This is a genomic window from Arcobacter sp. F155 (assembly GCF_004116455.1).
GTDB lineage: Bacteria > Campylobacterota > Campylobacteria > Campylobacterales > Arcobacteraceae > Halarcobacter.
Genome location: NZ_PDJU01000005.1, coordinates 54,128 through 77,754, shown reverse-complemented (window position 1 = coordinate 77,754; position 23,627 = coordinate 54,128). Strand labels below are relative to the sequence as shown.

The following is a 23,627-nucleotide window of genomic DNA, read 5'->3' as shown; positions in this document are numbered from 1 at the left end:
CAAGCACTTTAAATAAGGTAAATGTAAAACTTGTTCTAAAGATGAGTTATAAAAACAAGTTCAACAACCTGTACTTTTTGGTACAAATTAAAATAAGTAAGTTTAATAGTCCCAGAATTTTAGTACTATTAAACTTTGACACAAAATCCTAGATAGTCTCCTTTTAAATATTTAGTTAACTCCTTTCCTTATTTGTATTATCTTTAAGTGCGTCAGCTAATACTGTCATTTGATCAATAAGCTCAATATTTGCTTCTTTACTTGATTGTGCATACTGTGCATCTTGTGAAATACCTCTTTCGATATTTGATACAACTGGGTTGTCAATTGTTGTATTTCCATTACTAAATAATGCATTTGCAGTTGGTGATGAAATATTACTGGATGCAATTGTTCCTGCTAGATCTGTTCCTCCTGCCCAACTTTGTGCATTTTGATTAAATGATTGTGCGTAAGATGCATTTGAAGTAATTGCTTGAAAACCACTAACTCCCATATTTGCAACTCCACCAACAAGCCCAGTTACATTATCAGCAATACCTCCTGCTGTAATTCCAAAAGCTTGAGCCGTATTTCCTTGAGAAAATGCATTTGTAACTTGCATCCTTGCACTTTCACCTATTATTGCATCACCAATTTGATTACCTGTTGCTTGAAAAATACCATGACTACTAACATCATTTTTAAACTGATTCCAAGTGGAACCTACTTCTTGACCTATAGCAGTCATAGTTGCTCCAAAATCGCCATTATTCATAGCCAATTGATGACCCATTGCTGCTGCAAATCCATATAAACCACCTTTACCCATTAGTGAACTATTGCCATCAATATTATTTTTTGTTATACTTTCATTATGTGCTTCGGCATTACCATAATTTCTTAAGGAGTCATTCGTGGATTCAGGATTAATATTATCAGTTGGAATACTTGTTGCATTATTTGTATTAGGAGCATTATCTAATTTTGTTTTCCCTCCTAAAAAAGGTTGAGTTAATTTTCTTCCTGCATAAAAAGTACCTCCTATTGCAGCAGCATCCATTATAGTTCCTATTGCTGAGTGCTCTTCACCAAAATCAGTTCCAAATTTTTCATTAAATTCATGTCTTAATCTATTTAATGCACCACTTGTTCCCATTAATACACCTTGTTTACTAGCTAAAAAATTTGCCATTTCTCCATCTTGCATTATTTTGGTTGCTAAATCTTTATTACCTCCTGCTAATTCCATTGCAAGTGCTCCTGCAGAACCAAATTGACCAAATAAGCCTTCCTTATAGCTTTCTGAGTTGTCAATAGAAGAACTAGTTCCTGCTTTTTTAGTAGATGAAGTATCTACTTTTGTAGATGCATCTGTTGAAGCTACTCTTACATCATGTTCTCCAAGAGCAAGTCCTACAGTTTTATCTCCAATTGCAAGTCCATGCATCCCACTTAAATGTCCTGCTTGTTTTCCTGAAATCCAAGATGCTAATTCTGCCCCACTTTTTAAATCACCTTTACTATTGTACATATCTGCTAAATCAGACTTATTAAATAAGTTATTACCATTTGCATCTTTTGTATCTAGTAATTGGTTATAAAGGCTTTGTGCATTTTCACTTGTTAATTTATTTGCAAAACCTATTTCTTTACCAAATTGTGTTGCACTAGATACACCTGCAATAGAAGCCATTGCTTCAGCTAAAGACTTAGCTCCTTTTGCAACACCATTACCCATTGCTTCTTCTAACATTTGAGCTTTTTGTTCAATTGAACCTTTATCAGTTCCAGCTTTAATCTCTGCACCAGTTTCATCCAATGCTACTGCATTTCTTAATCCACCTTTTCCAGAAATTGTTGCTTGAGTACTTCTTGTTTTACTTTCTGTCATATATTCTGCATTTTCAGCAGTTTTATCAAAAGCATCTTTTCCAAGATTTAAATAACCTTTAGATCCACCAACTCTTCCTGCTAATTTACTATTACTTTCAGCACTTGCCATTTCATCATATGATAACCCATTTAAAGTACCATCTAAGTCTTTACCAAATTTACTTGATAAAGCACTAGCATTAGCTACTTGATCTTTGTTTTGAGCAATTGTTCCAGTTCTTGATGCATCAAAAAGGGCATTGCCACCAATTTGTTTTAAAGAACTTGCTAAACCAGACATTTTACCTGCCTCTAAATTACCTGTTGCTATACCACTATCAATTGCTTCAGTGGTAGAAACCCTTGAACCTACTGTTGCAGTTCCTACTGCAGCAGCTGCACTTTTATTCGCAACACCTGACATATAATCAGATTCAAAAGATGAATTTCCTTGTGAAGCACTTGCAAAACCATAGCCTCCACCCATAGTTTCTAGTCCTCTTTTTATTTCATTAGCATATGCAACTTCATCTACTCCAATTGGTGACTTAAATCCATTTTGATCAAGAAATCTTCTTGCATCAGTTTTAGCTTTTTGGTCTACTTCATCATATGCATTTTTACTTGACATATCTTGTGCTGCATTTAGCATATCATTTTTAAATCTACTACCAATTGTATTCATGATACCTTGCATTGCAGCAGTTTCACCCTTTAAAATAATACCTGTTCCAAGGAAATATGAAGATATTAAAAGAATTCCAGAGATAGCTGCCATTTCACTTGCATTAGCATTAAAAGCAGGAATAGAATTCATTGCCATTAAGTTATTACCAAGTTCAAAGATAAGGTTTGTTGCACTTTTTTCCATATAATAAAGTGCAATTGAATTAGCAACTGTACTTGAAAGATATCCTAAATGAATTGCAATAATACCCATTGAATAATTGATAAGCATTTTTTTAGAGTTTTCAAAACCCATTCCCATTGCAACTGGTATTACAAATAAAAATAGAGCATAAGAAAAAATCAACATATAATGAATTACTAAAGGAGCCATTTTATTAGTCCAAGCCCAAGAACCTAACCCATCTGTTTGCATTTGGTAACTACTCTTATTAACTGAGTAATCAATTAAATCTCCACTTATTCCTGGAAGGTCATATTTATAATCAGTAATTGTTTCTTCTAATGTTTGTGAAAGTGCATAGTTAAGCATACTAATTTTAAGGTTTTCAGAATATGTTCCTAAAGTAGAAGTGATATCTCCAACTCTAATACCTGATTCATATAAACCTTTTGCTATTTCTTCTTTATGAGTTTCATAGTCTATATCACTATTAATCTCACTAAATTTCTTCTCTATCAAATTTTCAATTGAAGTTCTTTTATCTACAATGTAATTGTATAAATCGTTACATTTTTGTATAGTAACTGTTCCATCACTAAAAGTAGTATTTGTGTATGCAGAACTTGGAATACCTAAAGTAATTGGGTTAATATGATCAACAATATCTTGACTTGGTTTTATGAAATAATCAAGCCCTACATCTGGAATATGTGATGTTGACATTGCACATTCTTTTGTATAAATTTTAAATGCATTTTTAAAAAAAGATAGTGGATAATTAGCACTTTCTTGATTAATGAAATTTGAAACTTTCATGAAGTTACTAATCATTTCAGGCTGTTTACCTAGACCAACTTTTGTAGCACTATTTTCAGTATTACTAAAAGCAACCTCAGTTATTTCAGCAACAGGTACTAGAACAGTAGATACACTACTTGCTAGAAAAGTAAGTGCAAAAGGAAGATTATCTATTTTTGTATAGGTTTTATTTTGTCCTTGTTGCCTTACATCTATAATATGAGCAGTTGTAGTAGGATATAGTGCAGCAGAAAATAATCCAATCATAAGCATAATTGAATAAACACCTGTTTTAGGGTCCGCTTTTGAAAAGGCTAGTCCTGATCTTATAGTAGCAACCATAAGAGCCATTGCAATTGCAAATTCAATATAATTTGACTGTATAAGTGCAGCAATTGAGTTAAATACAAAGAAATAACTATCAGCATCACCTAGTACATATATAGAAAATTCATCCATTTATTTACTTCTTATTTATCTTTTTCAATTTCAGCAATTGCATCATAGAAAATTGAATCAATTATATTAATAGTTTCTCCTGAGTTTTCAGGTGCTCCATTTGCCTCTACCAGATAATTAATCGAAGACAATAGTAGATAAACTGCCTTAATAGTTGCTATAGGATCTCTCTTTATCGCTTTAAATGTTTTGCTTCTTTCAGACATTAGTTATCCCCTTTTTTTCAAATGCTTCTTTTTCCATTTTTGCGTTATTAAAAATACTAAATAAAAAGATTATAAGAGATACAGAAACAACTGCATACCCCTCTTCTACTCTAGAGTTATAAATCAAATATGCTCCGAACATAACTCCTATATTGAAATTAATTAAATTAATTAAAAAATTACCTATTTTAATTCCCCATTTTGATATTTTCTTATTCACTTCTTTCCTTTTTTCATATTATTTTTATAATTATTTACAAATTACTAAATAATCAATTTCTTGATTTCATCTAGTTGTTCATAGGTACATTTCATTCTTAAATCTTGTGCCACAATGAAAAATTCATTCTCATTAATCTCTGTATTACTAATAGTAAAGGACTTGTTTTTATAAAAAATTGTGTTACCTATTAATTCTTTAACTTTATTTCTTTTTTCATCTTTTAAGAAATCATTGAAGTTCTCTATTGTCATTTTATCGTTAGCTAATAATGAAGCAAAGATTTTTTTCCTATGAAGTCTTTCACTTCTTTTAGGTTTTAATCCATCATCTTTTAACCATGTATAAAATCTATCAAAGAGTCTAATTTTTTGATTTTCATCAATAATCATTTTCTTCTTCCTCTTCTTCTTTATTGGATATAGTTATCTATATAGTTATATGTGTCTCATTTTGAGACGGTTTTTGTCTCATTTTGAGACTAAAAAATCTTACTTTGAGACTCTTGTCTCATTTTGAGACAATTATCCTTTTTTTATTAATCTTAGTGACTCAAATTCATTCCACCATAATTGTGTTGTTCTAAGGAAACCAGTGTCATTATTCTTTTCAACTAATTCTTTATCAATTAGTTTTTCAATTGACCTATAAGTTGTTGCTCGTCCAAGATTAAATTTTTTACCTAATGTTTCAATTCTCCCATAGTACCAACCGGGGAAGGTAGATTGTGGATTATGAGATAATGTAAAAATAGCACTTGCAATGCAATAATCATTATTGGATAAGTCATGCATTACTCTAGGATGATGTTTAATTGTTGTAAAATCTGCTAATTCAGTTTTTTTCTTTTTTTCATTCATTTAAAAGTACCCTTACTTTATTTTTTAGTAAGTTAAAAACTAAGCTTCTATGTTGTAGTATTCACTTAGTTAAAGCCTTAAGTCGTTTTAACAACTCTCTCTTTGAACTCGCAAAGTCTTAAAAGAGGGAGTCTATTAACTTACTTTTTCTTTTTTTTCTAACAGTTTTTTATATACATACTCTTCTCCTTTTTCAATATATTCCTGTATTTCACTTAATTTCCAGAATGCTGTACCACCGTACTTATGCACCTGTGGAAATTTTAGATCTTTCATCTTTGCGTATATTGCTGCAGTAGATATAGGAATAATCTCTTGCACATCTTTTCGGCGTAATAGTCTTTCATTCATTTCGTATCCTTTATAATTTATTTTATTTAATCATGAAATATTATTTCTATTTATATAGAATAAATAAAAAAATTGTAATATTGTTTATATTAATTAAAACTTAATTCTTTATTATTTTGGAACTATATAGAAGAAATTAGAGTTTATTATTAAATTTGAAATATAATTTCACTATAATTATATATCCAGAGATTTTTGCTAGAAGGATTATTCATGACAAATACAAATATTGCAAGATTATTTAAAATGACCTCCCAAGGGATAGGAAAATGGAAAAAAGAAAAACGTCCAATAGTTATTTTTGTCGAAAAATACTTTACAGATGAAAATATTGATGAATTTTTAGAAACGGGAAAAATCCAGAAATTTGAATATTTTAATACAATTCAAAGATCAATTATTGAAAAGAATCAAAAAATATACTTAAGATCTTTTACTGAAAAGTTCAGATATGAAGGACTTGCTAGTGCTTATGATATATTTATTCAATTTTATTTTTCATTCCTTGTAGAACTAAAAGAATTATTTGAAAATAAAAATCAAGCATCATTTCAATTATATGATGTATTAACGTCTTCTGTTAATAATTTTTTAATAAAAAGATATTCCAAATCCTTGATGTCCTTATCTTCCGATAAAAAACTACAAAAAGAAACTATTGAAAACTTAAATTATGAAAACAATAGGGATTTAAGGAATATTCAAAAAAATACTATGTGTTTTAATATCTGGGGTGAAGATATGTTTTTCTATCTTGAGTATCTCTTAAAAGATAATTTACAAATTTTTTTAGATTCAGATAATGAAGAATTAATTTTTCATGCTGTTGGTTTTAATGTCTATTATAATTTAAAAGATGAATATAATGATGAAATTAAAGATATTATTATTTCAAATATATTAGAAGATAAAAGTAAAACTAATAAAAAAATCACAATGGATGATATATATCATCATATCAAACAACAAAACAACATAAGTTAAATTTCATAAAGTGGAATCAAATTGATACTTAATTTTATTACGGTAATCTTTACGGTATCATATTTAAAATATAAATTTTAAAAGCCTATTTTAGGCTTTTTAGAATAACTTTAAGTATAGGACATCTCCACCAAATAAAAGCTTTAAATTAAACTTTATATACATTATCTCTTTACTTAAAAATAATAAGCTACTAAAATTAAATAGGAAAAGATTTATCTTCAATCTAAAACTTACTAACCACATAAAATATATTAATTCATATGGTTAAAACAGTAATTATATGTTATTGAAATTAATCATACTTTTATTTAAAGTAGCATCAATCTTTAACTTATTGTATATATTTGAATAACTTTGGGAAAATAGTTTTTTCCGAAAAAAACAGTTAATTAAAATATATGGTATTCTATATTTAGGATAAACTGGTTTAGCAACTAAATGATAGTTTTGGTTTTCATAGTTATTAATATTAGTGTTATCATATGAATGAAAACCTCGCTTAGCATAATAAATAAAATCCCTTAAATATTGTTCTCTCATATTCTCATTTTCAAATTCTACAAACTCTTCCAATTCAGGGTTTATTTCAATATCAAATAATTCATCCATTTGAAGAATTGAAGATTTAACTAACTTATTTTCTTCATAATTATTAATAACATTATCTGGTAATAAAGAACCAGCAGAAGCAAAATGAAACAAATTAAAATCTCTATCTATTAAAAAGAAATCAATGTCTTTTGTTAATTGATAATTCAACGAATATTCCATTTAAAATGTCCTTTTACAATTATCGCAAGTATTAATTTTTTGCATAGTTCTTGGTCTACGAGCAGTTGTAAAATTAACTCTTGAAAGGCATAAATAAGGTCTATACATTAATATTTTATTTGAAGAATTCACTTCAGCACACCATCCTAAAATATTTCCACAATGAGTTTTTTTCCCTATTGTTCCTATGGTAGATAGTTTTCGTTTTAATTGTATAGCCATATTAGGAGATATTTTTCCTGATTCATCTACAACATATTTCTTTTTTAAATATGCACATACAATAGTAGCAGGATAATCTCTTAATGGATCCTTACTTTCTTTATATTTTCTTTGAAGTTTTTTTGCATAGCAGAAAACTGCTTCTTCATATTTATTCATTATATCTAACCATTTATAACAATATTTAATTTAATTTTTGACATATCCATTATGTACTTTTCTGTTACAGACAATAATGTTAATATATCATCAGTAATTTTGGTTTTATTCGTTCCTGGTTGAACTATATAAATTTCAAATTCAACTGGTATCTGATTTTTTACAATTAGTAAAAGCTTTTCAAGGTCTTGTTCTGTACCCTTTTCTAACCTAGAACAAGTGTTTCCTGAATATTTTTTTGTTTTTCTTCTTAATAAATGTTCAAAAAACTCTTTTTCATCTTTATGCTTCCAATGAATAGATTTCTGCGCTTGTCCACAAACTTCATAGAAGTTGGCAATTCGAGAACTCACCTCACCCTCTTGAGCATATTTTAAATGATACATATCAATTTTTATCTTTTCATCAAAACGTTTTATAGTAACAATATCTGCAATTTCACCTGAACCATCATCATCATAAATAATATCATAGTCTTCAGACTTCAATCTCTCTAAAACTTTATATTGAATGGAATCTGTTTTCTTAGGAGATACACCTTGTGCTTCTTTTGATAAATCTACCCCATTCCAATCCCAATCATCAATTAATTTATCTTTTGGATAATGTATAACTTCATTGTCCATTTTAATATATTGATTACCTGTAATAGAAGAATTATCTGAAAACCAAATCGTTGGGATATACTCAATAAAAAACTCTTCAATAGATAATGTTTTAACTGATGAACATTCAATATCAATTCTATGTCCTGACATATTTTCAAATTTAAAATCAGGGAAAGAGGTATCTCCTTCAGTATTCTCAAATAAAGTATATTTTATACTATAAACTGAATCATTTAGCAATAATTCAAAAATTAAATTATTACGATCAATACTATTTAGTCTTAAATCACAATTTGATAAATTATAACTTTCCCCTTCAACTTTAAATATAAATTTTGTCTCTTTATGTTTATAAATAGATTCATTCCAATCAATTAAAATAGGTTTAATATCAAGTGGGAATTCATTAACTAATTTAGGGATAAGTGTTTCTTTTAAAATTTGATTCCCATCAATACCTGGATTTATTAACTTTTTGGATATTTCTATACACCATTTTTTAAACTGATTTAAATCACCTTTTAAATAACTCCATATCCTTCCTTTATAAGAACATCCTAAAGAAGTTTTAACTCCATCCTCATAACCTGTTCCAAAAACAAAAGCTTTCTCACCTTTTTGTCTTTCAGCAATACTTAAAGCTTCTTCAACATCACTTCCTACACTCATTCTAAATCTAATATGTTTACCCAGATACTCTTTTAATCCAACATTTTGTAAAGAAACTCTTTTTATGTTATGAAAGGCTTTGAAAACATCTATACCTGAAATAAGTTCTAAAGAATCACCTATAATCTCTTGTGCAAGACTTTTATATAACCCTGATTTATCAGATCCATGTATATGTAATACTTTGTTAGATTCATCATAAAAAACAACAATAATATTCCATTCTAAATTATAAAATTCCTTTACATTACCCCATTCAATCAAATGTTTTTTTGCATTGACAATTACTAATAATTTTTCTGATTCGTTAATATCATAAAACTTATAATCATAATCTTCATAGTTATTAATCCCTTTTGCAAACTCCTCAGGAGTCCACTGTCTTTGAGAATTATTTTTATAAGCAACAGTACTCATTGGGATATTAATATTCTGGAAAGGTATTGAGGAATTATCTAAGTTCTGGAATCCTTCTATCAATTTTTCAAAATCTAACTTTTCAGTTACCTCAGAATTACTTATAGAAGATAATAATAAATTCCAGTTAGCATCTTGTGCATAAAGTTCATTTAGTTCTTTACCTACATCGATATCCGCAATATTTACAATAAAACTTGCTTCTCCTAACTCTTCATCATAACTAGTTCTTGTAAATCTACCTGCGAACTGTAATGTAATAGGTAAACTTTTTCTAATATCATGAAATGCGGCAATTTTTAGTTCAGGTAAATCAAACCCTTCACCTAACATATCTACACATACAATAATTTTATGTTCTTTACTTTTAATTCGTTCTAGCTTTAAACTTTTTTCAGAGACATCAGAATGGATTAACACAGGATTTAGATCTTTAAATTGAGCATAGTATTCAAATACTTTTTCAGCTTTTATTTTATTTTTACATCTTGCCATTAAAATTTGATTATAACCATCATCAATGCTTTTTCTTAATGTTTCAACAGCTAGATTTGCAATTTTTTCATCAGCACTCATTGCATCATATTCACGTACAGGCAAAAAGTTGATTTTTTTAAAATAACCTTGTTCTTGAGCTTTTTTAAGAGTAAAATTAAAAATAATCTTTCCCTCTAATCTTTTATTATCATTCCTAAATGGTGTTGCTGTAAATTGGACTATTGATTTATTTTCAAATTTTTTTCTGAATCTATTCCATGAAGTTGCTTGTGCATGATGAGCCTCATCAATAAAAAAATGACTACATAGTTCTGCAATTTTATTTTGAAAAATATTATCATAACTATTAATTAAATCCATAGTTGTTACAATAACATTAGACTTATCAAAGAATTCTTCTAATTCTTCTATAGTTTCTATCCCCTGTTTTAATATTCCTACTTTTGGATTAATAGCATTTTCATTAATAACTTCAAATCTAGAGTCTTTTAGAATACCTAAAGTAAGAAACTTATTATATAGTTGTGTTCTCAATGAATCAGAAGGAACTGCAATCAACAACTTTTCACACTTATTTGCAACTAAAACAGATATCATTGTTTCTGTTTTTCCTGTACCTGTTGGCATAACAATTGTTGCAATTTCATTTGATGATTTCAAGTGCCCTAAAATTGAATAAATTGCTCCTATTTGAGGTTCTCTTAATCCTAAATCATGTGGTGCTTCTTCTTTAAAATAAAAGTTATTCTTCCAAGAATCTAAAATCTCATCTGGACTAAACTCTAAAAGCTTTGGATGTTTTATCCATCTTTGAAATCTTATTGTTTGAAGATTTTGTTCAGTTGGCTTTTTATTGACTTTAATAATATATTCACATTCATTATCAAAGTCCTCATTAGTTTTTGTTAAACAATATTTTTTTCCATTACATGCAATTATTATGTAGTTCCTAAAATTTTCAAAAGCCTCAAAATTGATACTTATTTCTTTATCTAAAAAATGTTGAATTTTATTCTTATTACCTACTTCTTTAAACACATCAATAATTAATTCTGGCAAAACTATACTTTGCATATCATTCCTTGATTTTATAAATTATATTATTATATCTTTTTGTTGTCACAATTTGCGTCACTAAATTAATAAAATCTCCTTAATTTTAAAGTTTTATTATCTAACTAAACAAGCCTTTAAATCTTCATCTGTAGGTCTAATATGTCTCATAGTAGTTTTTATATCACTATGCCCAATAAACTCCTTTATAAATTTAGGGTTTATAGATTTACTCATATCAGTAATAATACCACTTCTAAAAGAATGACTTGAATACCTGTGCCCTAATACTTCTTCTATAAAACTATTTACACTTGAAATATAAGTTGCGCTACTTGGAATTTTTAATGGATTACCTTTTACTGTAATAATGTAATCATTGTTTTTAGCATCATCATTAAATACAAAGTGCTTCTTTATCTGTTTGGTTGCTTCCTTTGAAAAAAAGAGCTTTCTCTCTTTTCTAGTTTTATGAGTAACAATAATTAATTCTTCTTTTTTTATTATTGTATCAATATCTTTTACTCTTAACTGCTTTACCTCATTAATTCTCATACCAGTATAAAAAAGTAAAATGAAAGTTCTCTTTAAATTGTTTTTAGTGTTAGCAGTTAGATTTTCTTTACCATTAAGGTATATAAGCAGTTTTAGATACTCAACCTCTGTAATATTTTCTCTAATTTTAGTAGTTTTTTTCTTTTTCATAATACACCCTCATAATAAATCTCTTATGAGGATATTTTATGTGCTTTAAAATCACATATGACTGAGTTTAAGGGTTTAAAGCGAATAATATACCCCAAATTATATGCTTAATTTTAATAGGTTGACTAATATAAAATCCCTTTAACTTAACAATTTTCTTTCAAACCAGTTTACTTTATCTTCAAAGTTTTTTATACTTGTTGACATATCATTTAATGAGTTCATTAGACTATCTTTATTTATCTTCTCATCTTCTAAGTTTACTTCTATGCCACTACTAATAGTAGAGATAATACAAAGTTCACTTCTTAACTCTTTTATTAAGTTTTTTGTCAACTCTTCTTTATGAGAACTTATCTCATAAACTTTTTGTCTTAAATATCTTATCTGTCTAAAAAGTTCTACTATAAGAATTAAGGCTATCAGCATAATTACAATTTCTAACATATGTATACCTTTTAAAAAGTATTTAACTTTATATACAAAGTTGCTACTAAAATCCTAACGATATATAATTTAAAAACTTCTTATGTAGAGGCAAAATGAAAGAAATAAAAAATTTAGATGAAGATTATATTCAAAATTTATATATCAAAATTGGTCAAAATGTTAAAAGAATAAGAAAAGAAAAAAAAGTTTCTCAACTAAGCCTTGCTCATGCTATTGGTCATAAATCAGTAACTGTTATTTCATGTTGTGAAATTTGTCACAAAAATTATCACTTTAATATTGAGCATCTTGCAAAAATTGCTTATGTTTTAGAAGTAGATATAAATGAGTTTTTTAAAGATATTTAGTTTCTAATTTAAATAATACTATTTATTAACTAACTTCCTTTCAAAAGTTTTTATCTTTTTTTCAAACTCACTATTAGTTTTAACTATATTATTTAGTGATTTGACTAACATTTCTTCATTTAACTTTTTATACTCCAAGTTTGTTTCAATTCCACTACTTATAGTTGATGTAAGATACAGATTATTCTTAGACTCCTTGATTAATTCTTTTACAACTTCTTCCTTTTGTCTATCAAAGCTGTTTAGTCTATAGGTTAAAGAAAAAGTTTGTTTTAAAACAACTAGCAGAACAAGTAAATTTACTGTAATACTTAAAAGTTCAAGCAAAACTTATATCCTTTAGTAGTATCTTAATCATTTTCTGCGATAATAAGTTAATTATTTTATGGAAATAGATACATTAAAATGGTAATTTTCAATAACTATCTTTTCCAATAAATCAATATATTTTATCGACAAACAGAAATTATTCCTTTTATTTTTATAATTATAGTAAATATTTTCTATTTTGTCAAGATATTAAATAGGGAATTCTTAAAATGACAAAAAAAGATCTTGCAGAAAGAATAAATGTTGATCCCAAAACACTAAAAAACTGGGAAACTTCTAAACCAGAGTTATTAAAGCTTATTTATTTAGGGCTTGCAACAGAAGATAATATTAAAGAAACAGAATTGTATTTAAAAAAAATAAAAGAGATTAAAGATAGTAAATAATACAAAAATGGATTTGAAATAGAGATATCTATTTCAAAAACCCAGCCTTAGAAAGTACACTTAACTCTTCATTTATATTAAATATTTTTGAGTTGATATTATCATATCCAAAAGATTGTAGTCTCTTTGTATGTTTGTCTAAATATCTATTTGCATCTTCAAGATTATTAAATACATAGATTCCACCTGCTTCTTTAGTCTCTTCATTTTCAGTCCAGATTTTAAACTCTAAGCTCTCTTCAGTAGCAATATCTTTTGCTAGGTCAGCCATGGCTTCGCTCATTTCTTTGCCAAAAGGTCCATTATGAGGAAAATCGATTTGTAATAAATATTTCATTTGTAATTCCTAAACTTTTTCGATATAATAACCAAAAATAATAAATTTTGTCAACTAGGTTTACAATGTCAATATGCTTTTTATCACTTGAAACAAGTAAAGTCTTTAATCAACTTATTCTAAAACATATAGAAGAAGTAGGATATGAGAGTATTTCTATGTCAAGTTTACTTATCTTTCCGTACTTACAAAAAAGTGATAAACAGTCAATATCAACTCTTGCAAAGGAGCTTAACCAATCAAGACAGGCTACTCACAAAAGTATAAAAAAGCTTGAAGAGTTAGACTACATAAAACTAGTACAAGAGAAAAACAAAAAAGAGATAAATATCTCTTTGACAAAAAAAGGAAATGCTTTATTAGAAGAAGCAAATAGTTTTATAGAAAAACTACAATCGCAGCTGACAAAAATAGTTGGGAAAAAAGAGTTAGAGCAATTTATTGAAAATCAGAATATTATTTTTGATTATTTAAATTCAAAGTTAGACTAAAACACCATGTGTTTAAGAGTATCTTAATCTGAAAAAACATATATTACATTTAGTGTGTAGGAGTAAAATTGATTATGAAAATTAAAAAGCTAATTGATTCATTAGACTTAATATATTATGAATATGATCCAAAAACAAATATAATCAAACCAGACAATAAATACTGCAATCAACACACCCAAAGAGAATTTACAAAAATCACATTTTATTTATCAAAAAAACACATTCAATTTGATGTTTTACCTGATAAAGCTATCATAGTAAACGGGAAAAATTCAATCATGTCAAGAATAAAAAGAGCATATAACTCTATCGCTGAAGATATTAAAAATAGTAGAAAAAACATTTTCGTACTTAGCAACAAAAAAGTAAAGTGGGCTAAAAACATCCCTCTATTTGAAATCAAATTTATTAAAAAAGATATAGACTTAGAAAAGTATGATGCTTTAATCTTCACTTCTAAAAATGCAATTGAGTCTATAAACTCATTTAACAAATCATGGAAAAAGATTCCTGCATATGTGATTTCACCACAAAGTGCAAAACTTGTTAGAAATCTAAATGGTAGATTAGAGTTTGTAGGAAAAGAAAAACACGGTGATAAATTTGCCGAAGAGATAGCAGAAGATTTAAAAGATAAAAAGGTTTTATACCTAAGAGGTGAAAAAACTGTTTCAAGACTTGTTGATATTTTAAGAGAACAAGGTATCAACTGTGATGAAGAGTCTATTTATGAAAACAATTTTAAAAAGATAGATAAGAAAGTAAACTTTCCAAAAGGTTCAAAGATAATCTTCTCTTCACCTTCGACTATTGAATACTTTTTCAAAAACTTTGAATGGGATAATAGTTTTTATGCTATTTCTATTGGACAGACAACTGCAAAACACTTTCCAAAAAATATAAAACCACTTATTGCAGATGATACTTCAATAGAAGCTTGTGTGCAAAAAGCCATCGAAGTTGAATAATCCAGTTCTACAAGGTCACTTCTATATACTTTTAGCCACCATTTTAATTGGTGGCTCTTTTATAGCTGTTGAAAACTTAGCAGGACTTATCGACCCTTTTTCACTTATTTTACTTAGGTTTTTAGTGTCAGCTATTATCTTAGCTCCTTTTGTTTTAGTAAGCAAAAAAAATAGAGCTATGATAATACCTAGTTTAGGAAGAGGAGCTATCTTAAGCTCTTTTTATGCAGGGTTCTTTGTCTTGCAACTTATAGCACTAGAGACGACAACAGCTTTAAATACAGGGGCTTTATACACCCTAACACCTTTGTTAACAGCACTTCTTAGTATCTTTTTCTTTAAAGACAAAATTAGTCTAAGACAATATCTTATTTTCTTTGTAGCTGCTATTAGTACTTGTGGTGTTATTTTTAAAGGTAGTTTAGATTTACTTCTATCTTTTTCTTTAAACAATGGTGACCTAGTATTTTTTGCAAGTATGTTTTTGATGGCATTTTATTCAATCTTTTTAAAGACACTTCAAAGGGATGAAAAACCTATAGTAATGGTATTTTCTATTTTACTTGGTGGTTCATTTTGGATGGCTATTATTTTACTGATATTTGACATACCTTTAAACTGGCACTTAGTAAAAGGAGAGTTTGCTGTAAATATTGCTTACCTAATAGTTATGACAACACTATTTACTCTATACCTTTACCAAAAAGCAACAACAGTTTTAAACCCTAAAATTATCATGTCATATACTTATATCAACCCTGCAGTAGTTGCTATTTTAGTATCAGTTTTAAGTGATGTAAATCTTGGGTTTAAAGTTTGGTTTTTTATTGTAATCTCTTGTATGGTAACTGTGCTACTTCAATATATACTTCACAAAGAGAAGAAAATCTAAGCTTCCTCTTCAAACTTTTGAACTAACTTTTGTTTTCCAAACTCTACTCCTGGTTGGTTATAAACATTTATCATAAGCATTTGCCCAACACTTGAAGTTAGAAGTTCATAGTAAGCTATAAGTATTCCTATATTTTGAGCTGAAATTCTATCTAAAACTATCATATCAGCTGGAATCTCATTTTCTAAGATTGTCTCATAGGTTGCATTACACTCTTCATTTAGCAGTTCATTAAAAGAGTGATTGTTTATGTAGTCTGTTTTTTCTAGGTACTTTAGTTTGATATCTGGGATTTTGGCTCTTTTTTTAAAGTCCTCTACTTTTATAACTGTTACTGTTTTATCTTTTGGACCTTCTAAAATAAGCTGTAAAAAAGAGTGTTGGTCGACTGACCCTACAAGATGTACAGGCGTTAGCCCTACACTATTTCCTAGCATATCATGTTTACCTAAAGACTCACCCCAAAGTTGCACATACCATTGATTAAAATAAGTAAATAAAGAGGAGTAAGAAAACAGTACATTGATAGGATACTTCTTTGCAAGTTTTGAATAAAAGTAGGCTTTTTTTAGTATTTTCTTCTCTTTAAATTCAAAGAATGAGTCTATTAAACCTTTTGCTCCATCTAAAAGCTCTTTTACATCAATTCCTACTAAAGATAAAGGCACAATTCCAACAGCAGATAAAACAGAAAATCTTCCACCTACGTTTTTAGGAATATTAAATTGCTTTATAGAATAATCACTTGCAAGTTTAGATAAAGAAGAGTTTTTATCGGTAATAAAAGCAAATCTATTTGCATCTTTTTTTAGTGATAAATCAAACTTGTACTTCTCAATAATAAACTTGAAAATAGAAGTTGTCTCAATAGTGGTTCCAGATTTTGAGATGATTAAAAACAGAGTATTCTCTTTTTTGATTTTTTGTAGAGTTTCACCAATAATTATTGGGTCAACATTTTCAAGAAAGTGTAGTTTTCTTTTGCTTTTAGTTTTGTATTTCAAAAACTCATAAACAGCTTTTGTTCCTAAACTAGAACCACCAATTCCAACTACAATGATATTTTTTATAGAATCCTTTTTTAAATAAGGATTCTCTTTTTGGTAAGTTTTGAGCTCTTTTATAGTTTTTAAACCATTTTTAGGAAGCTCATAGTAGCCTACTTTCTTAGACTCTTTCTCTTCTTTTAAGGCCTCAAAACTTTTTTTTAAAGTCTCTTTTCCTGCTTTAGAAATCTTTGGATAAAAATTCTGCTCAAAACTTACCATCTTTTTACCTTTATTTATAATTTAGTAAATAAAGGTTTTGAGAGTTAAACTATTTTTGCTTTTTCTCTAAATCATAAAAATAGTTAGTAGCCTCAACAAAACCATCTACACTACCACAATCAAATCTTTTTCCCTTAAATTTATATGCCATTACCATGCCATTTTTAGCTTGCGTACAAAGGGCATCAGTGATTTGCAGCTCACCATTTTTACCAGGCTTTGTATTTTTGATAATATCAAAGATATCAGGAGTTAAAACATATCTTCCAATAACAGCTAGATTTGAAGGAGCTTTATCGTTGTCTGGTTTTTCAACCATATTTGAAACCATAAATACACCATCTTCAATCTCATTTCCTTCGATAACTCCATACTTATGAACCTCATCTTGAGGAACTTCCATACAAGCTACGATACAACACTTGTATTTTTCATATAGTTTTACCATTTGTGCTAAGATTCCATCACCATCTGGATTTACACAAAGGTCATCTGCTAAGATTACTGCAAATGGGTCTTGCTCACCTAAAAGTGCATTTCCTTTGTAGATTGCATCACCTAGACCTTTCATCTCATTTTGTCTTGTGTATGTAAAAGTACACTTGTCAATGATATGTCTAATATCTGCAAGCATTTTCTCTTTTGATGAACCTTGAATCTGATGTTCTAACTCATATGAAATATCAAAGTGGTCAGTAATAGCTCTTTTACCTCGGCCTGTAATAATAGCCATAACATCACATCCAGCGTCCATTGCCTCTTCTACACCATATTGGATTAATGGTTTAGTTAAAATTGGTAACATCTCTTTTGGCATTGCTTTTGTTGCTGGTAAAAACCTAGTTCCATATCCTGCTGCTGGAAATAAACATTTTTTTATCACTTTTCTTTTCTCCTTTTATACATTTCCTTTAAGCCATACTATTTGATAAGGCTCAATATATATTTCTCTATTATCTTTTATTGTGACTGTAAAATTTGATGAAAGTATATCATATAAAGGCAATGATATATCTTCAGGAATAGTACACTTAACCCTTTCATTTGAAAAGTTATGAATAGCCAAGACTCTTTGCTCACACTCTTTACAAGTTTGCTCTAGGGCAAAAAGCTTTGAACCTAAATCCAAAAATCTAAATGAACCAAAAGGGTCAAAAGCTTTTTCACTAATTCTAATAGAAATCAACCTTTTATAACTATCAAACATAGTCTTTACAGAACTTCCTTGTTTAGCTAACTTTGTTTCAAGCCAATCAATATTTAATTTTTCTCTATTTATAGTTCTATTTTGACCACTATGTTTTACTCCATCATGATAATTTCGTGAACCCACAAGTGAATGAAAATAAATCCCAGGAACACCTGGCATAACTAAAGCTGTGGCTTGGGCGACTAACATTCTTTTTAATCTTATGTTACTATCTTCATCTGGGTGAGTTAGGGCATCTATATATGAGCAGTTTAACTCATATGGACTCTCTACACCATTTTCATCCATTCTATAGGAAACTAGTCCTTTATGCTCTTTTACAGTTGATACTAAGTTCTCAAGCTCTTCTTTACTTAAGATATCATGTACAGGTCGTAAGCCTATTCCATCATGACTTGCTGTAAAGTTAAAAAAGCAAACCTTATCACTAGGCAATGTTAAAGTCCTAGCCCAAGAGGTAAGTTTTTTAGTATCTTGATTTAAAATTGAGTGAATTAGTAAAGGTGGTAGTGCAAAGTTATATACCATCTGTGCTTCATCATCTCCACTTCCAAAGTATGAGACATTTTCATCGTGGGGTACATTTGTTTCTGTGATTATTATAACCTCAGGGGCTACTTCATGTAAGACTTCTCTTATTAATTGTATTAACTCATGGGTTTGAGGAAGATGTACGCAAGATGTTCCAAGCTCTTTCCAGATAAATGCGATGGCATCAAGTCTTATAATTCTTGCACCTTTTTCTATATAGTAAAAAAGAGAATCAAGAACATTTCTAAGTACTCTATGGCTTTTATAGTTTAAATCAACTTGGTCTTTACTAAACGTAGTCCAAATATTTTTTACTCTTCCGTTTGCATCAAGAAATTCACTAAGTAAGGGTGTTGACCTTGGTCTAACTACTTTTCTTAAATCAGCACTTGGGTCAACTTCGATAAAAAAGTCTTTGAAATACTCATCATTTTCCAAATAGGCTTTAAACCAATCAGAAAACTGTGACACATGATTTATAACTCCATCAACCATAAGTCTATAGTCAGCACTTATTTGCTCAATCTCTCTCCATGAACCCATATGAGGGTCGACGGTATTATAGTTTACAACTGAAAAGCCATCATCAGAAGAGTATGGATAAAAGGGCAAAATATGTATTGAGTTTATTATGCCTTTTAAATGTTTATCCATAAACTCTTTTAAAGTTTGAAGTGAAGGTTCACTCTCCCTTGTAACTTGGTTTCCATAGCTTATCAAGATAACATCTTTTTGGCTTAGCTTATACTCTTTTGAGTCAACCCTTGATTTATATTTGAATATTAAATCTATAATACTATTTACTGCTTTTTGGGCAATCTCAGGAGGATAAAGTCTATTTAACCTTTTATTTATAGTATGTTCTGGATTTGAAATATGCATTACTTATTGTCTTCTTGTACTGAGAAATAAAATTTATCAGAGAAGTCTGGCAATACAGACCTAACAGTAATCCACGGTGGTAAAGACGGCACTCCCATTGGGTCTTCATAAAACTCTAAAGAGGCTTGTTTAATAGCATCTTGGAAAGCTTCAACTGCTTTTATCTCTTTTTCTCTATTGTATTGAAGGCCATTTATTTTACTTAGGGCATTGTATTTTGAGATTTCAAATCTTGATTCTTGAAAATATGTAGCAAGTAAGGTTTTAAATGAAGCTTCTGAAAAGATAACTCCCTCTTGGGCTAAAACTCTAAATATTGTTTTTGCTATATCATTTGCCATTTTATATATTCCACCACCACTTGCTTGACTTCCTAAATCTTGATGCTTATGTTCATAGGTTTCCATAATCTCTGTTTGACATATTCTTTTATTTGAAGTGTTTTTATAAACCTCACTTAAAGTAGAAACTTCTAATCCCCAAGTTGGAGAAATACCAATACCTCTACCAAGTGACCTTATAAATGAAAACTCTCCTGAAAGTGAGTATCTAAAGCTTTCCATATATTCTAAATACTTGTTACTTCCAAAAACTTTTACAAGGGAGTTTACTAAAGGAGTAAAAAGAAGTCTTGTAGCTCTTCCATGAAGTTTTGTTGTAACCCTTGAGTAAAAACCTTTATTAAACTCAAAGTCTAAAGCAGGATGAACAATAGGATAAAAAAGTCGTGCAGGTATCTCTTTACTATAATTTACAATATCACAATCATGTAAAGCAAAGGCATATGCGTCTTTGTCTGTAAGTCCATATCCCATCATAGTCCAAACATTTCTTCCTTTTCCTGGGTCTTGAAGTCCAGGGAAGCCCTCTTCTTCTAGTTGTTTATATAGTTTTTGAATATTTGGTCCATCATTCCATAAAACATCAACCTTACAAGGAAGAACTGACATAAGTTCTTTTACCTCTTCAAACTGCTCTTTTGTAGCTTTGTCTAAACCTAAAATAATTTTATAAAGATATTTGACACTTTTTAATTCTTCAATAATCTTTGCCATCGCAGGAGTTTCAAACTCAGAGTAAAGTGCAGGTAAAAGCAATACCATTCTTCTTCTTTTGCTAAACTCTTCAAGTTCATTTTCGATACTTTCTAAACTTCTATTTCCTAAGTTTTGTAAAGTTGTTATTGCCCCATTTTGAAAAAAATCTGCCATTATGCACCTCCATTTTTTAGTACAAAGATAAAATCCATCACATTTGTTCCAGTCTTTCCTATAGTAAAATCATATTTTAGTTTCTTAAAAAAACTATTACTATCACAATTTTCTAAATACTCTTGTGCATTTAATTCTAGTTTTTGGATTTTTTTATAGATTTTATTATCTAAAAAAGCCCCTGTAGAATTACTATTTCCATCTATTCCATCGCTTCCTGCACAAAGAATAGTTGTTTTATCTTTTATTGCATCATTTATTAAAAGTTTTAAGGCTAGTTCTTGATTTCTTCCACCTACTCCATTTGCTTTTACTTCTGTAGTAGTTTCTCCACCAAAAAATAAAGCATAAGAATCAAACTTCTTATCATACTTTTCTATTGTCTCTTTTATAAACTTTGCAGCTTCGCTTGTGTCTTTATTTAAAACGGTAGTTACTATTTTTGCTTTTTTAACTTTAGACTCAATACTTTTTTTAGCTTTTTGTAAAGCTATTTTATTACTTCCAATAATATAGTTAGCTACTTTTTCATTGTACATAAGACCTGAGCCAATAGCTGATAAGTCATTTCCAACAACATCACTAAGCACAAGATTCACACACTTAGCCTTTGTGTAGTTTGCTAGTTTTCCACCTTTTATTTGAGAAATAGATTTTCTAACAGAGTTTAAAGCCTTGATATCAACTCCACTTTTTAAAACAGCAGTTGAAACCTTTTCAAACTCTTGGAAGTTTAAACCATCAATTGGTTTTTCTATCATTGCTGAAGCACCACCTGAAAGTAAAAAAATCACCAAATCATCTTTTTGTAAGGATTGCATTTTTTCAATCATCTTTTGAGCAGCTTTAAAACTTTTTCTTGAAACTATTGGGTGGGTAGATTGGAAGGTTTCTATGTAGTTTAATTTTTTATCTTCTAGGCAAATTGCTAAACCACCTGATATTTTATCTTTTAAAATCTTTTCACACTCTTTTGCCATAAGATAAGAGGCTTTTCCAACAGAAAAGACATATATATTTTTATACCTTTCAAAACTATAACTTTTATCAACTATTTTAATACTCTCATCAAATAGTTTAATATTTTGATTTATCAAGGCTTTTGCTTTTACTTCATTTACACTTGTAAAATAAAGCTCTTTTAGTAGTTTTCTAGACATTTTGTAATCATCTCCTTAAACCCTTTTGCGCCTTTGTATGTTGATTTTAAAATCTCTTTGTTTTTTGTTTCTACAAATAAAGCTTTGTGATTTTTAATTGCAATTGGTAAATCAACAACTTCAAGCATAGGTAGGTCATTTTCTCCATCACCTAACGCTATAGAAAAAAACTTTTCATTATAGAGTTCTTCAAAAATCTCTATTGCTTTTTTTACAGCTTTACCTTTATCTTGTTTAGCTCCTATTATATGATAAAACCTGCCACCTTTTGTAAGAGTTAAACCATATGCTAAAGCCTTTTGTTTTAAAGCTTCAATTTGATTTTCATCTTTTAGAATAAAAGGTTCTGTAAAATCTCTTTTTGAAGCAAGTTTTGCTTTTTCATATGATAAAGAAGTTAGCTCTTGAATTTGCTTTATAGACATTGAAGAAAATCCAGTGAGATTAAACTCATCTTTGTATTTATTATAAAACTCTAATATAAGAGTATAATCTTCACCAATTTTACAATAATAATATTTTTCATCGAAACTTTCTAGAAAAGAAAAATCTTTGTTTTTATACCCTTTAGGTATAAATATTGAAGCTCCATTTTCTACAATAAAAGGTTCGTTTATTCCTAATTGTTTATGCAACTCTTCAACTTCACTTCTAGTTTTACTAGTTGTAAAGATTATTGGGATATCACTTTTAATTAATCTAGATAAAGAGCTTAATGACTCTTCATAAGAATAATTATGGTGATTTAAAAATGTGCCATCTAAATCTGTAAATACAATTTTCTTCATAATAGTTTATTCTAACATCTTTTTTTTCAATATTTATTGTACAAATGAATAATTACTATCCAGTGACAAAAATAATTTTCAAAACAATTTTATCATTTTTGTGATTTTTGTGACAAAATTTCAAAATTTACTGTAATTTTAAACTTTTAAAAATTGATTTATGTTACAATAATAATTATATTTTAATTGTAGTATGAGGAAACAAATGAGTAAAGATATAACTATCAAGTTATCTAAAGAGATGGAAGAGTTCCTAACTGAAAAATCACAAGAAATTGAACTTCCACTTGAAGAGACTATTGAGCAATTAATTAATGAACAAATAAACAGTAAAGTTATGTTTGAAGAAGGTTTTTATTACGACAAACTAAAAAACTGCCTTTTTGATAAAAATGGTAAAGCAATTCAGTTTACAAAACTTCAACATGGTCTATTTAACTTACTTCTACAAAACAAGAGTGAAATTATAGACTTTGAAACAATCCATAAAGAAGTTTGGAAAAATAAAAAAATGTCAATATTTACTATGAGAAATATTGTAAAGAGAATTAGAGATTTAACTTATTATGGAATTATTGTAAATCATTCAAATAAAGGTTACTCTTTAGGGAAAACTTTCTAATAAGTTTTTATTATATTTCTTCAACAAATAAAAAGTATCTTTTTGTTATAATTAAATAAAAAGA

General features: G+C 28.5%; 26 protein-coding genes. 7 read left to right on the top strand and 19 right to left on the bottom strand.

The window, feature by feature from the left end; genetic code table 11:
- Positions 1-175 precede the first annotated feature (175 nt).
- From CRV03_RS06935 to CRV03_RS06910, 6 genes are all read right to left on the bottom strand, one after another.
- Positions 176-3,961 (bottom strand): conjugal transfer protein TraG N-terminal domain-containing protein, encoded by a 3,786-nt coding sequence (locus tag CRV03_RS06935; RefSeq protein ID WP_129084424.1) that lies wholly within the window; start codon positions 3,959-3,961, stop codon positions 176-178.
- An 11-nt stretch (positions 3,962-3,972) separates the two neighbouring features.
- The gene (locus tag CRV03_RS06930; RefSeq protein ID WP_129084423.1) at positions 3,973-4,167 is read right to left on the bottom strand and encodes a hypothetical protein; all 195 of its coding nucleotides are present in this window, start codon (positions 4,165-4,167) and stop codon (positions 3,973-3,975) included.
- Positions 4,160-4,387 (bottom strand): hypothetical protein, encoded by a 228-nt coding sequence (locus tag CRV03_RS06925; protein ID WP_129084422.1) that lies wholly within the window; start codon positions 4,385-4,387, stop codon positions 4,160-4,162. Before CRV03_RS06925 ends, CRV03_RS06930 begins: the two co-directional genes overlap by 8 nt.
- A gap of 44 nt (positions 4,388-4,431) precedes the next feature.
- Positions 4,432-4,779, bottom strand: coding sequence for a hypothetical protein (locus CRV03_RS06920; protein ID WP_129084421.1), 348 nt, complete (start codon positions 4,777-4,779; stop codon positions 4,432-4,434).
- Positions 4,780-4,911: 132 nt separating this feature from the next.
- Positions 4,912-5,247, bottom strand: a complete 336-nt coding sequence (locus CRV03_RS06915; RefSeq protein WP_129084420.1) for a hypothetical protein — start codon at positions 5,245-5,247, stop codon at positions 4,912-4,914.
- 135 nt (positions 5,248-5,382) lie between these two features.
- Entirely contained in the window at positions 5,383-5,598 is a 216-nt protein-coding gene (locus CRV03_RS06910) for an AlpA family transcriptional regulator (RefSeq protein WP_129084419.1), read from the bottom strand.
- 213 nt (positions 5,599-5,811) lie between these two features.
- Here CRV03_RS06910 and CRV03_RS06905 point away from each other — a divergent pair, with 213 nt between their 5' ends.
- Positions 5,812-6,582, top strand: coding sequence for a hypothetical protein (locus CRV03_RS06905; protein WP_129084418.1), 771 nt, complete (start codon positions 5,812-5,814; stop codon positions 6,580-6,582).
- A 279-nt stretch (positions 6,583-6,861) separates the two neighbouring features.
- Here CRV03_RS06905 and CRV03_RS06900 read toward each other — a convergent pair whose 3' ends face one another.
- The 5 genes from CRV03_RS06900 to CRV03_RS06880 form a co-directional block, all read right to left on the bottom strand.
- Positions 6,862-7,356 carry a hypothetical protein gene (locus CRV03_RS06900; protein WP_129084417.1) on the bottom strand — a complete coding sequence of 165 codons (495 nt, stop codon included), beginning with the start codon at positions 7,354-7,356 and terminating at the stop codon, positions 6,862-6,864.
- Complete coding sequence (locus CRV03_RS06895) at positions 7,357-7,737, bottom strand: hypothetical protein (protein WP_129084416.1); 381 nt, start codon at positions 7,735-7,737, stop codon at positions 7,357-7,359. It lies immediately after the preceding gene.
- A 5-nt stretch (positions 7,738-7,742) separates the two neighbouring features.
- Positions 7,743-11,003: a DEAD/DEAH box helicase gene (locus CRV03_RS06890; RefSeq protein ID WP_129084415.1), complete on the bottom strand. Its 3,261-nt coding sequence runs from the start codon at positions 11,001-11,003 to the stop codon at positions 7,743-7,745.
- Positions 11,004-11,099: 96 nt separating this feature from the next.
- Positions 11,100-11,687 carry a site-specific integrase gene (locus tag CRV03_RS06885; RefSeq protein ID WP_129084414.1) on the bottom strand — a complete coding sequence of 196 codons (588 nt, stop codon included), beginning with the start codon at positions 11,685-11,687 and terminating at the stop codon, positions 11,100-11,102.
- 141 nt (positions 11,688-11,828) lie between these two features.
- Positions 11,829-12,134 carry a hypothetical protein gene (locus tag CRV03_RS06880; RefSeq protein ID WP_129084413.1) on the bottom strand — a complete coding sequence of 102 codons (306 nt, stop codon included), beginning with the start codon at positions 12,132-12,134 and terminating at the stop codon, positions 11,829-11,831.
- A 95-nt stretch (positions 12,135-12,229) separates the two neighbouring features.
- On the opposite strand from CRV03_RS06880, the gene CRV03_RS06875 reads away from it, so the two are divergent.
- The gene (locus CRV03_RS06875; protein WP_129084412.1) at positions 12,230-12,484 is read left to right on the top strand and encodes a helix-turn-helix domain-containing protein; all 255 of its coding nucleotides are present in this window, start codon (positions 12,230-12,232) and stop codon (positions 12,482-12,484) included.
- Between the two features lie 18 nt (positions 12,485-12,502).
- On the opposite strand, the gene CRV03_RS06870 is transcribed toward CRV03_RS06875, so the two are convergent.
- Entirely contained in the window at positions 12,503-12,811 is a 309-nt protein-coding gene (locus CRV03_RS06870; protein WP_129084411.1) for a hypothetical protein, read from the bottom strand.
- 212 nt (positions 12,812-13,023) lie between these two features.
- On the opposite strand from CRV03_RS06870, the gene CRV03_RS14100 reads away from it, so the two are divergent.
- Positions 13,024-13,200, top strand: a complete 177-nt coding sequence (locus CRV03_RS14100; RefSeq protein ID WP_164968629.1) for a hypothetical protein — start codon at positions 13,024-13,026, stop codon at positions 13,198-13,200.
- Positions 13,201-13,228: 28 nt separating this feature from the next.
- On the opposite strand, the gene CRV03_RS06865 is transcribed toward CRV03_RS14100, so the two are convergent.
- A complete protein-coding gene (locus CRV03_RS06865) occupies positions 13,229-13,537 on the bottom strand; it encodes a monooxygenase (protein ID WP_129084410.1) in 309 nt (102 codons plus the stop codon).
- A 65-nt stretch (positions 13,538-13,602) separates the two neighbouring features.
- On the opposite strand from CRV03_RS06865, the gene CRV03_RS06860 reads away from it, so the two are divergent.
- From CRV03_RS06860 to CRV03_RS06850, 3 genes are all read left to right on the top strand, one after another.
- Positions 13,603-14,028, top strand: a complete 426-nt coding sequence (locus tag CRV03_RS06860; protein ID WP_129084409.1) for a MarR family winged helix-turn-helix transcriptional regulator — start codon at positions 13,603-13,605, stop codon at positions 14,026-14,028.
- Positions 14,029-14,102: 74 nt separating this feature from the next.
- A complete protein-coding gene (locus CRV03_RS06855; RefSeq protein WP_258239029.1) occupies positions 14,103-14,999 on the top strand; it encodes a uroporphyrinogen-III synthase in 897 nt (298 codons plus the stop codon).
- The gene (locus CRV03_RS06850) at positions 14,992-15,891 is read left to right on the top strand and encodes a DMT family transporter (protein WP_258239028.1); all 900 of its coding nucleotides are present in this window, start codon (positions 14,992-14,994) and stop codon (positions 15,889-15,891) included. The genes CRV03_RS06855 and CRV03_RS06850 overlap by 8 nt, the downstream gene beginning before the upstream one ends.
- Here the strand turns inward: CRV03_RS06850 and CRV03_RS06845 are convergent.
- The 6 genes from CRV03_RS06845 to CRV03_RS06820 are packed head-to-tail and all read right to left on the bottom strand — an operon-like array spanning position 15,888 to position 22,941.
- Positions 15,888-17,159 carry a glucose-6-phosphate isomerase gene (locus tag CRV03_RS06845; protein WP_129084408.1) on the bottom strand — a complete coding sequence of 424 codons (1,272 nt, stop codon included), beginning with the start codon at positions 17,157-17,159 and terminating at the stop codon, positions 15,888-15,890. The genes CRV03_RS06850 and CRV03_RS06845 overlap by 4 nt on opposite strands.
- 49 nt (positions 17,160-17,208) lie before the next feature.
- Positions 17,209-18,042: a UTP--glucose-1-phosphate uridylyltransferase GalU gene (gene galU / locus CRV03_RS06840; protein ID WP_129084407.1), complete on the bottom strand. Its 834-nt coding sequence runs from the start codon at positions 18,040-18,042 to the stop codon at positions 17,209-17,211.
- Positions 18,043-18,057: 15 nt separating this feature from the next.
- Entirely contained in the window at positions 18,058-19,782 is a 1,725-nt protein-coding gene (locus tag CRV03_RS06835) for an alpha-amylase family glycosyl hydrolase (protein WP_129084406.1), read from the bottom strand.
- Complete coding sequence (locus CRV03_RS06830; protein WP_129084405.1) at positions 19,782-20,993, bottom strand: glycosyl transferase; 1,212 nt, start codon at positions 20,991-20,993, stop codon at positions 19,782-19,784. Before CRV03_RS06830 ends, CRV03_RS06835 begins: the two co-directional genes overlap by 1 nt.
- Complete coding sequence (locus CRV03_RS06825; RefSeq protein ID WP_129084404.1) at positions 20,993-22,153, bottom strand: glycerate kinase; 1,161 nt, start codon at positions 22,151-22,153, stop codon at positions 20,993-20,995. The genes CRV03_RS06830 and CRV03_RS06825 overlap by 1 nt, the downstream gene beginning before the upstream one ends.
- Positions 22,135-22,941, bottom strand: coding sequence for a mannosyl-3-phosphoglycerate phosphatase (locus CRV03_RS06820; RefSeq protein WP_129084403.1), 807 nt, complete (start codon positions 22,939-22,941; stop codon positions 22,135-22,137). Before CRV03_RS06820 ends, CRV03_RS06825 begins: the two co-directional genes overlap by 19 nt.
- Positions 22,942-23,146: 205 nt before the next feature.
- Here CRV03_RS06820 and CRV03_RS06815 point away from each other — a divergent pair, with 205 nt between their 5' ends.
- Positions 23,147-23,563, top strand: coding sequence for a hypothetical protein (locus CRV03_RS06815; RefSeq protein ID WP_164968628.1), 417 nt, complete (start codon positions 23,147-23,149; stop codon positions 23,561-23,563).
- The last annotated feature ends 64 nt before the right edge of the window (positions 23,564-23,627 follow it).

Bases quoted from the DNA above. Each gene is read 5' to 3' on its own strand.
- CRV03_RS06820 (WP_129084403.1), bottom strand. From the start codon at position 22,941: ATGAAGAAAATTGTATTTACAGATTTAGATGGCACATTTTTAAATCAC.
- CRV03_RS06865 (WP_129084410.1), bottom strand. From the start codon at position 13,537: ATGAAATATTTATTACAAATCGATTTTCCTCATAATGGACCTTTTGGC.
- CRV03_RS06855 (WP_258239029.1), top strand. From the start codon at position 14,103: ATGAAAATTAAAAAGCTAATTGATTCATTAGACTTAATATATTATGAA.
- CRV03_RS14100 (WP_164968629.1), top strand. From the start codon at position 13,024: ATGACAAAAAAAGATCTTGCAGAAAGAATAAATGTTGATCCCAAAACA.
- CRV03_RS06920 (WP_129084421.1), bottom strand. From the start codon at position 4,779: ATGATTATTGATGAAAATCAAAAAATTAGACTCTTTGATAGATTTTAT.
- CRV03_RS06815 (WP_164968628.1), top strand. From the start codon at position 23,147: ATGAGTAAAGATATAACTATCAAGTTATCTAAAGAGATGGAAGAGTTC.
- CRV03_RS06845 (WP_129084408.1), bottom strand. From the start codon at position 17,159: ATGGTAAGTTTTGAGCAGAATTTTTATCCAAAGATTTCTAAAGCAGGA.
- CRV03_RS06860 (WP_129084409.1), top strand. From the start codon at position 13,603: ATGTCAATATGCTTTTTATCACTTGAAACAAGTAAAGTCTTTAATCAA.
- CRV03_RS06895 (WP_129084416.1), bottom strand. From the start codon at position 7,737: ATGAATAAATATGAAGAAGCAGTTTTCTGCTATGCAAAAAAACTTCAA.
- CRV03_RS06900 (WP_129084417.1), bottom strand. From the start codon at position 7,356: ATGGAATATTCGTTGAATTATCAATTAACAAAAGACATTGATTTCTTT.
- CRV03_RS06825 (WP_129084404.1), bottom strand. From the start codon at position 22,153: ATGTCTAGAAAACTACTAAAAGAGCTTTATTTTACAAGTGTAAATGAA.
- CRV03_RS06910 (WP_129084419.1), bottom strand. From the start codon at position 5,598: ATGAATGAAAGACTATTACGCCGAAAAGATGTGCAAGAGATTATTCCT.
- CRV03_RS06880 (WP_129084413.1), bottom strand. From the start codon at position 12,134: ATGTTAGAAATTGTAATTATGCTGATAGCCTTAATTCTTATAGTAGAA.
- CRV03_RS06835 (WP_129084406.1), bottom strand. From the start codon at position 19,782: ATGCATATTTCAAATCCAGAACATACTATAAATAAAAGGTTAAATAGA.
- CRV03_RS06930 (WP_129084423.1), bottom strand. From the start codon at position 4,167: ATGTCTGAAAGAAGCAAAACATTTAAAGCGATAAAGAGAGATCCTATA.
- CRV03_RS06830 (WP_129084405.1), bottom strand. From the start codon at position 20,993: ATGGCAGATTTTTTTCAAAATGGGGCAATAACAACTTTACAAAACTTA.
- CRV03_RS06915 (WP_129084420.1), bottom strand. From the start codon at position 5,247: ATGAATGAAAAAAAGAAAAAAACTGAATTAGCAGATTTTACAACAATT.
- CRV03_RS06885 (WP_129084414.1), bottom strand. From the start codon at position 11,687: ATGAAAAAGAAAAAAACTACTAAAATTAGAGAAAATATTACAGAGGTT.
- CRV03_RS06875 (WP_129084412.1), top strand. From the start codon at position 12,230: ATGAAAGAAATAAAAAATTTAGATGAAGATTATATTCAAAATTTATAT.
- CRV03_RS06905 (WP_129084418.1), top strand. From the start codon at position 5,812: ATGACAAATACAAATATTGCAAGATTATTTAAAATGACCTCCCAAGGG.
- CRV03_RS06890 (WP_129084415.1), bottom strand. From the start codon at position 11,003: ATGCAAAGTATAGTTTTGCCAGAATTAATTATTGATGTGTTTAAAGAA.
- CRV03_RS06935 (WP_129084424.1), bottom strand. From the start codon at position 3,961: ATGGATGAATTTTCTATATATGTACTAGGTGATGCTGATAGTTATTTC.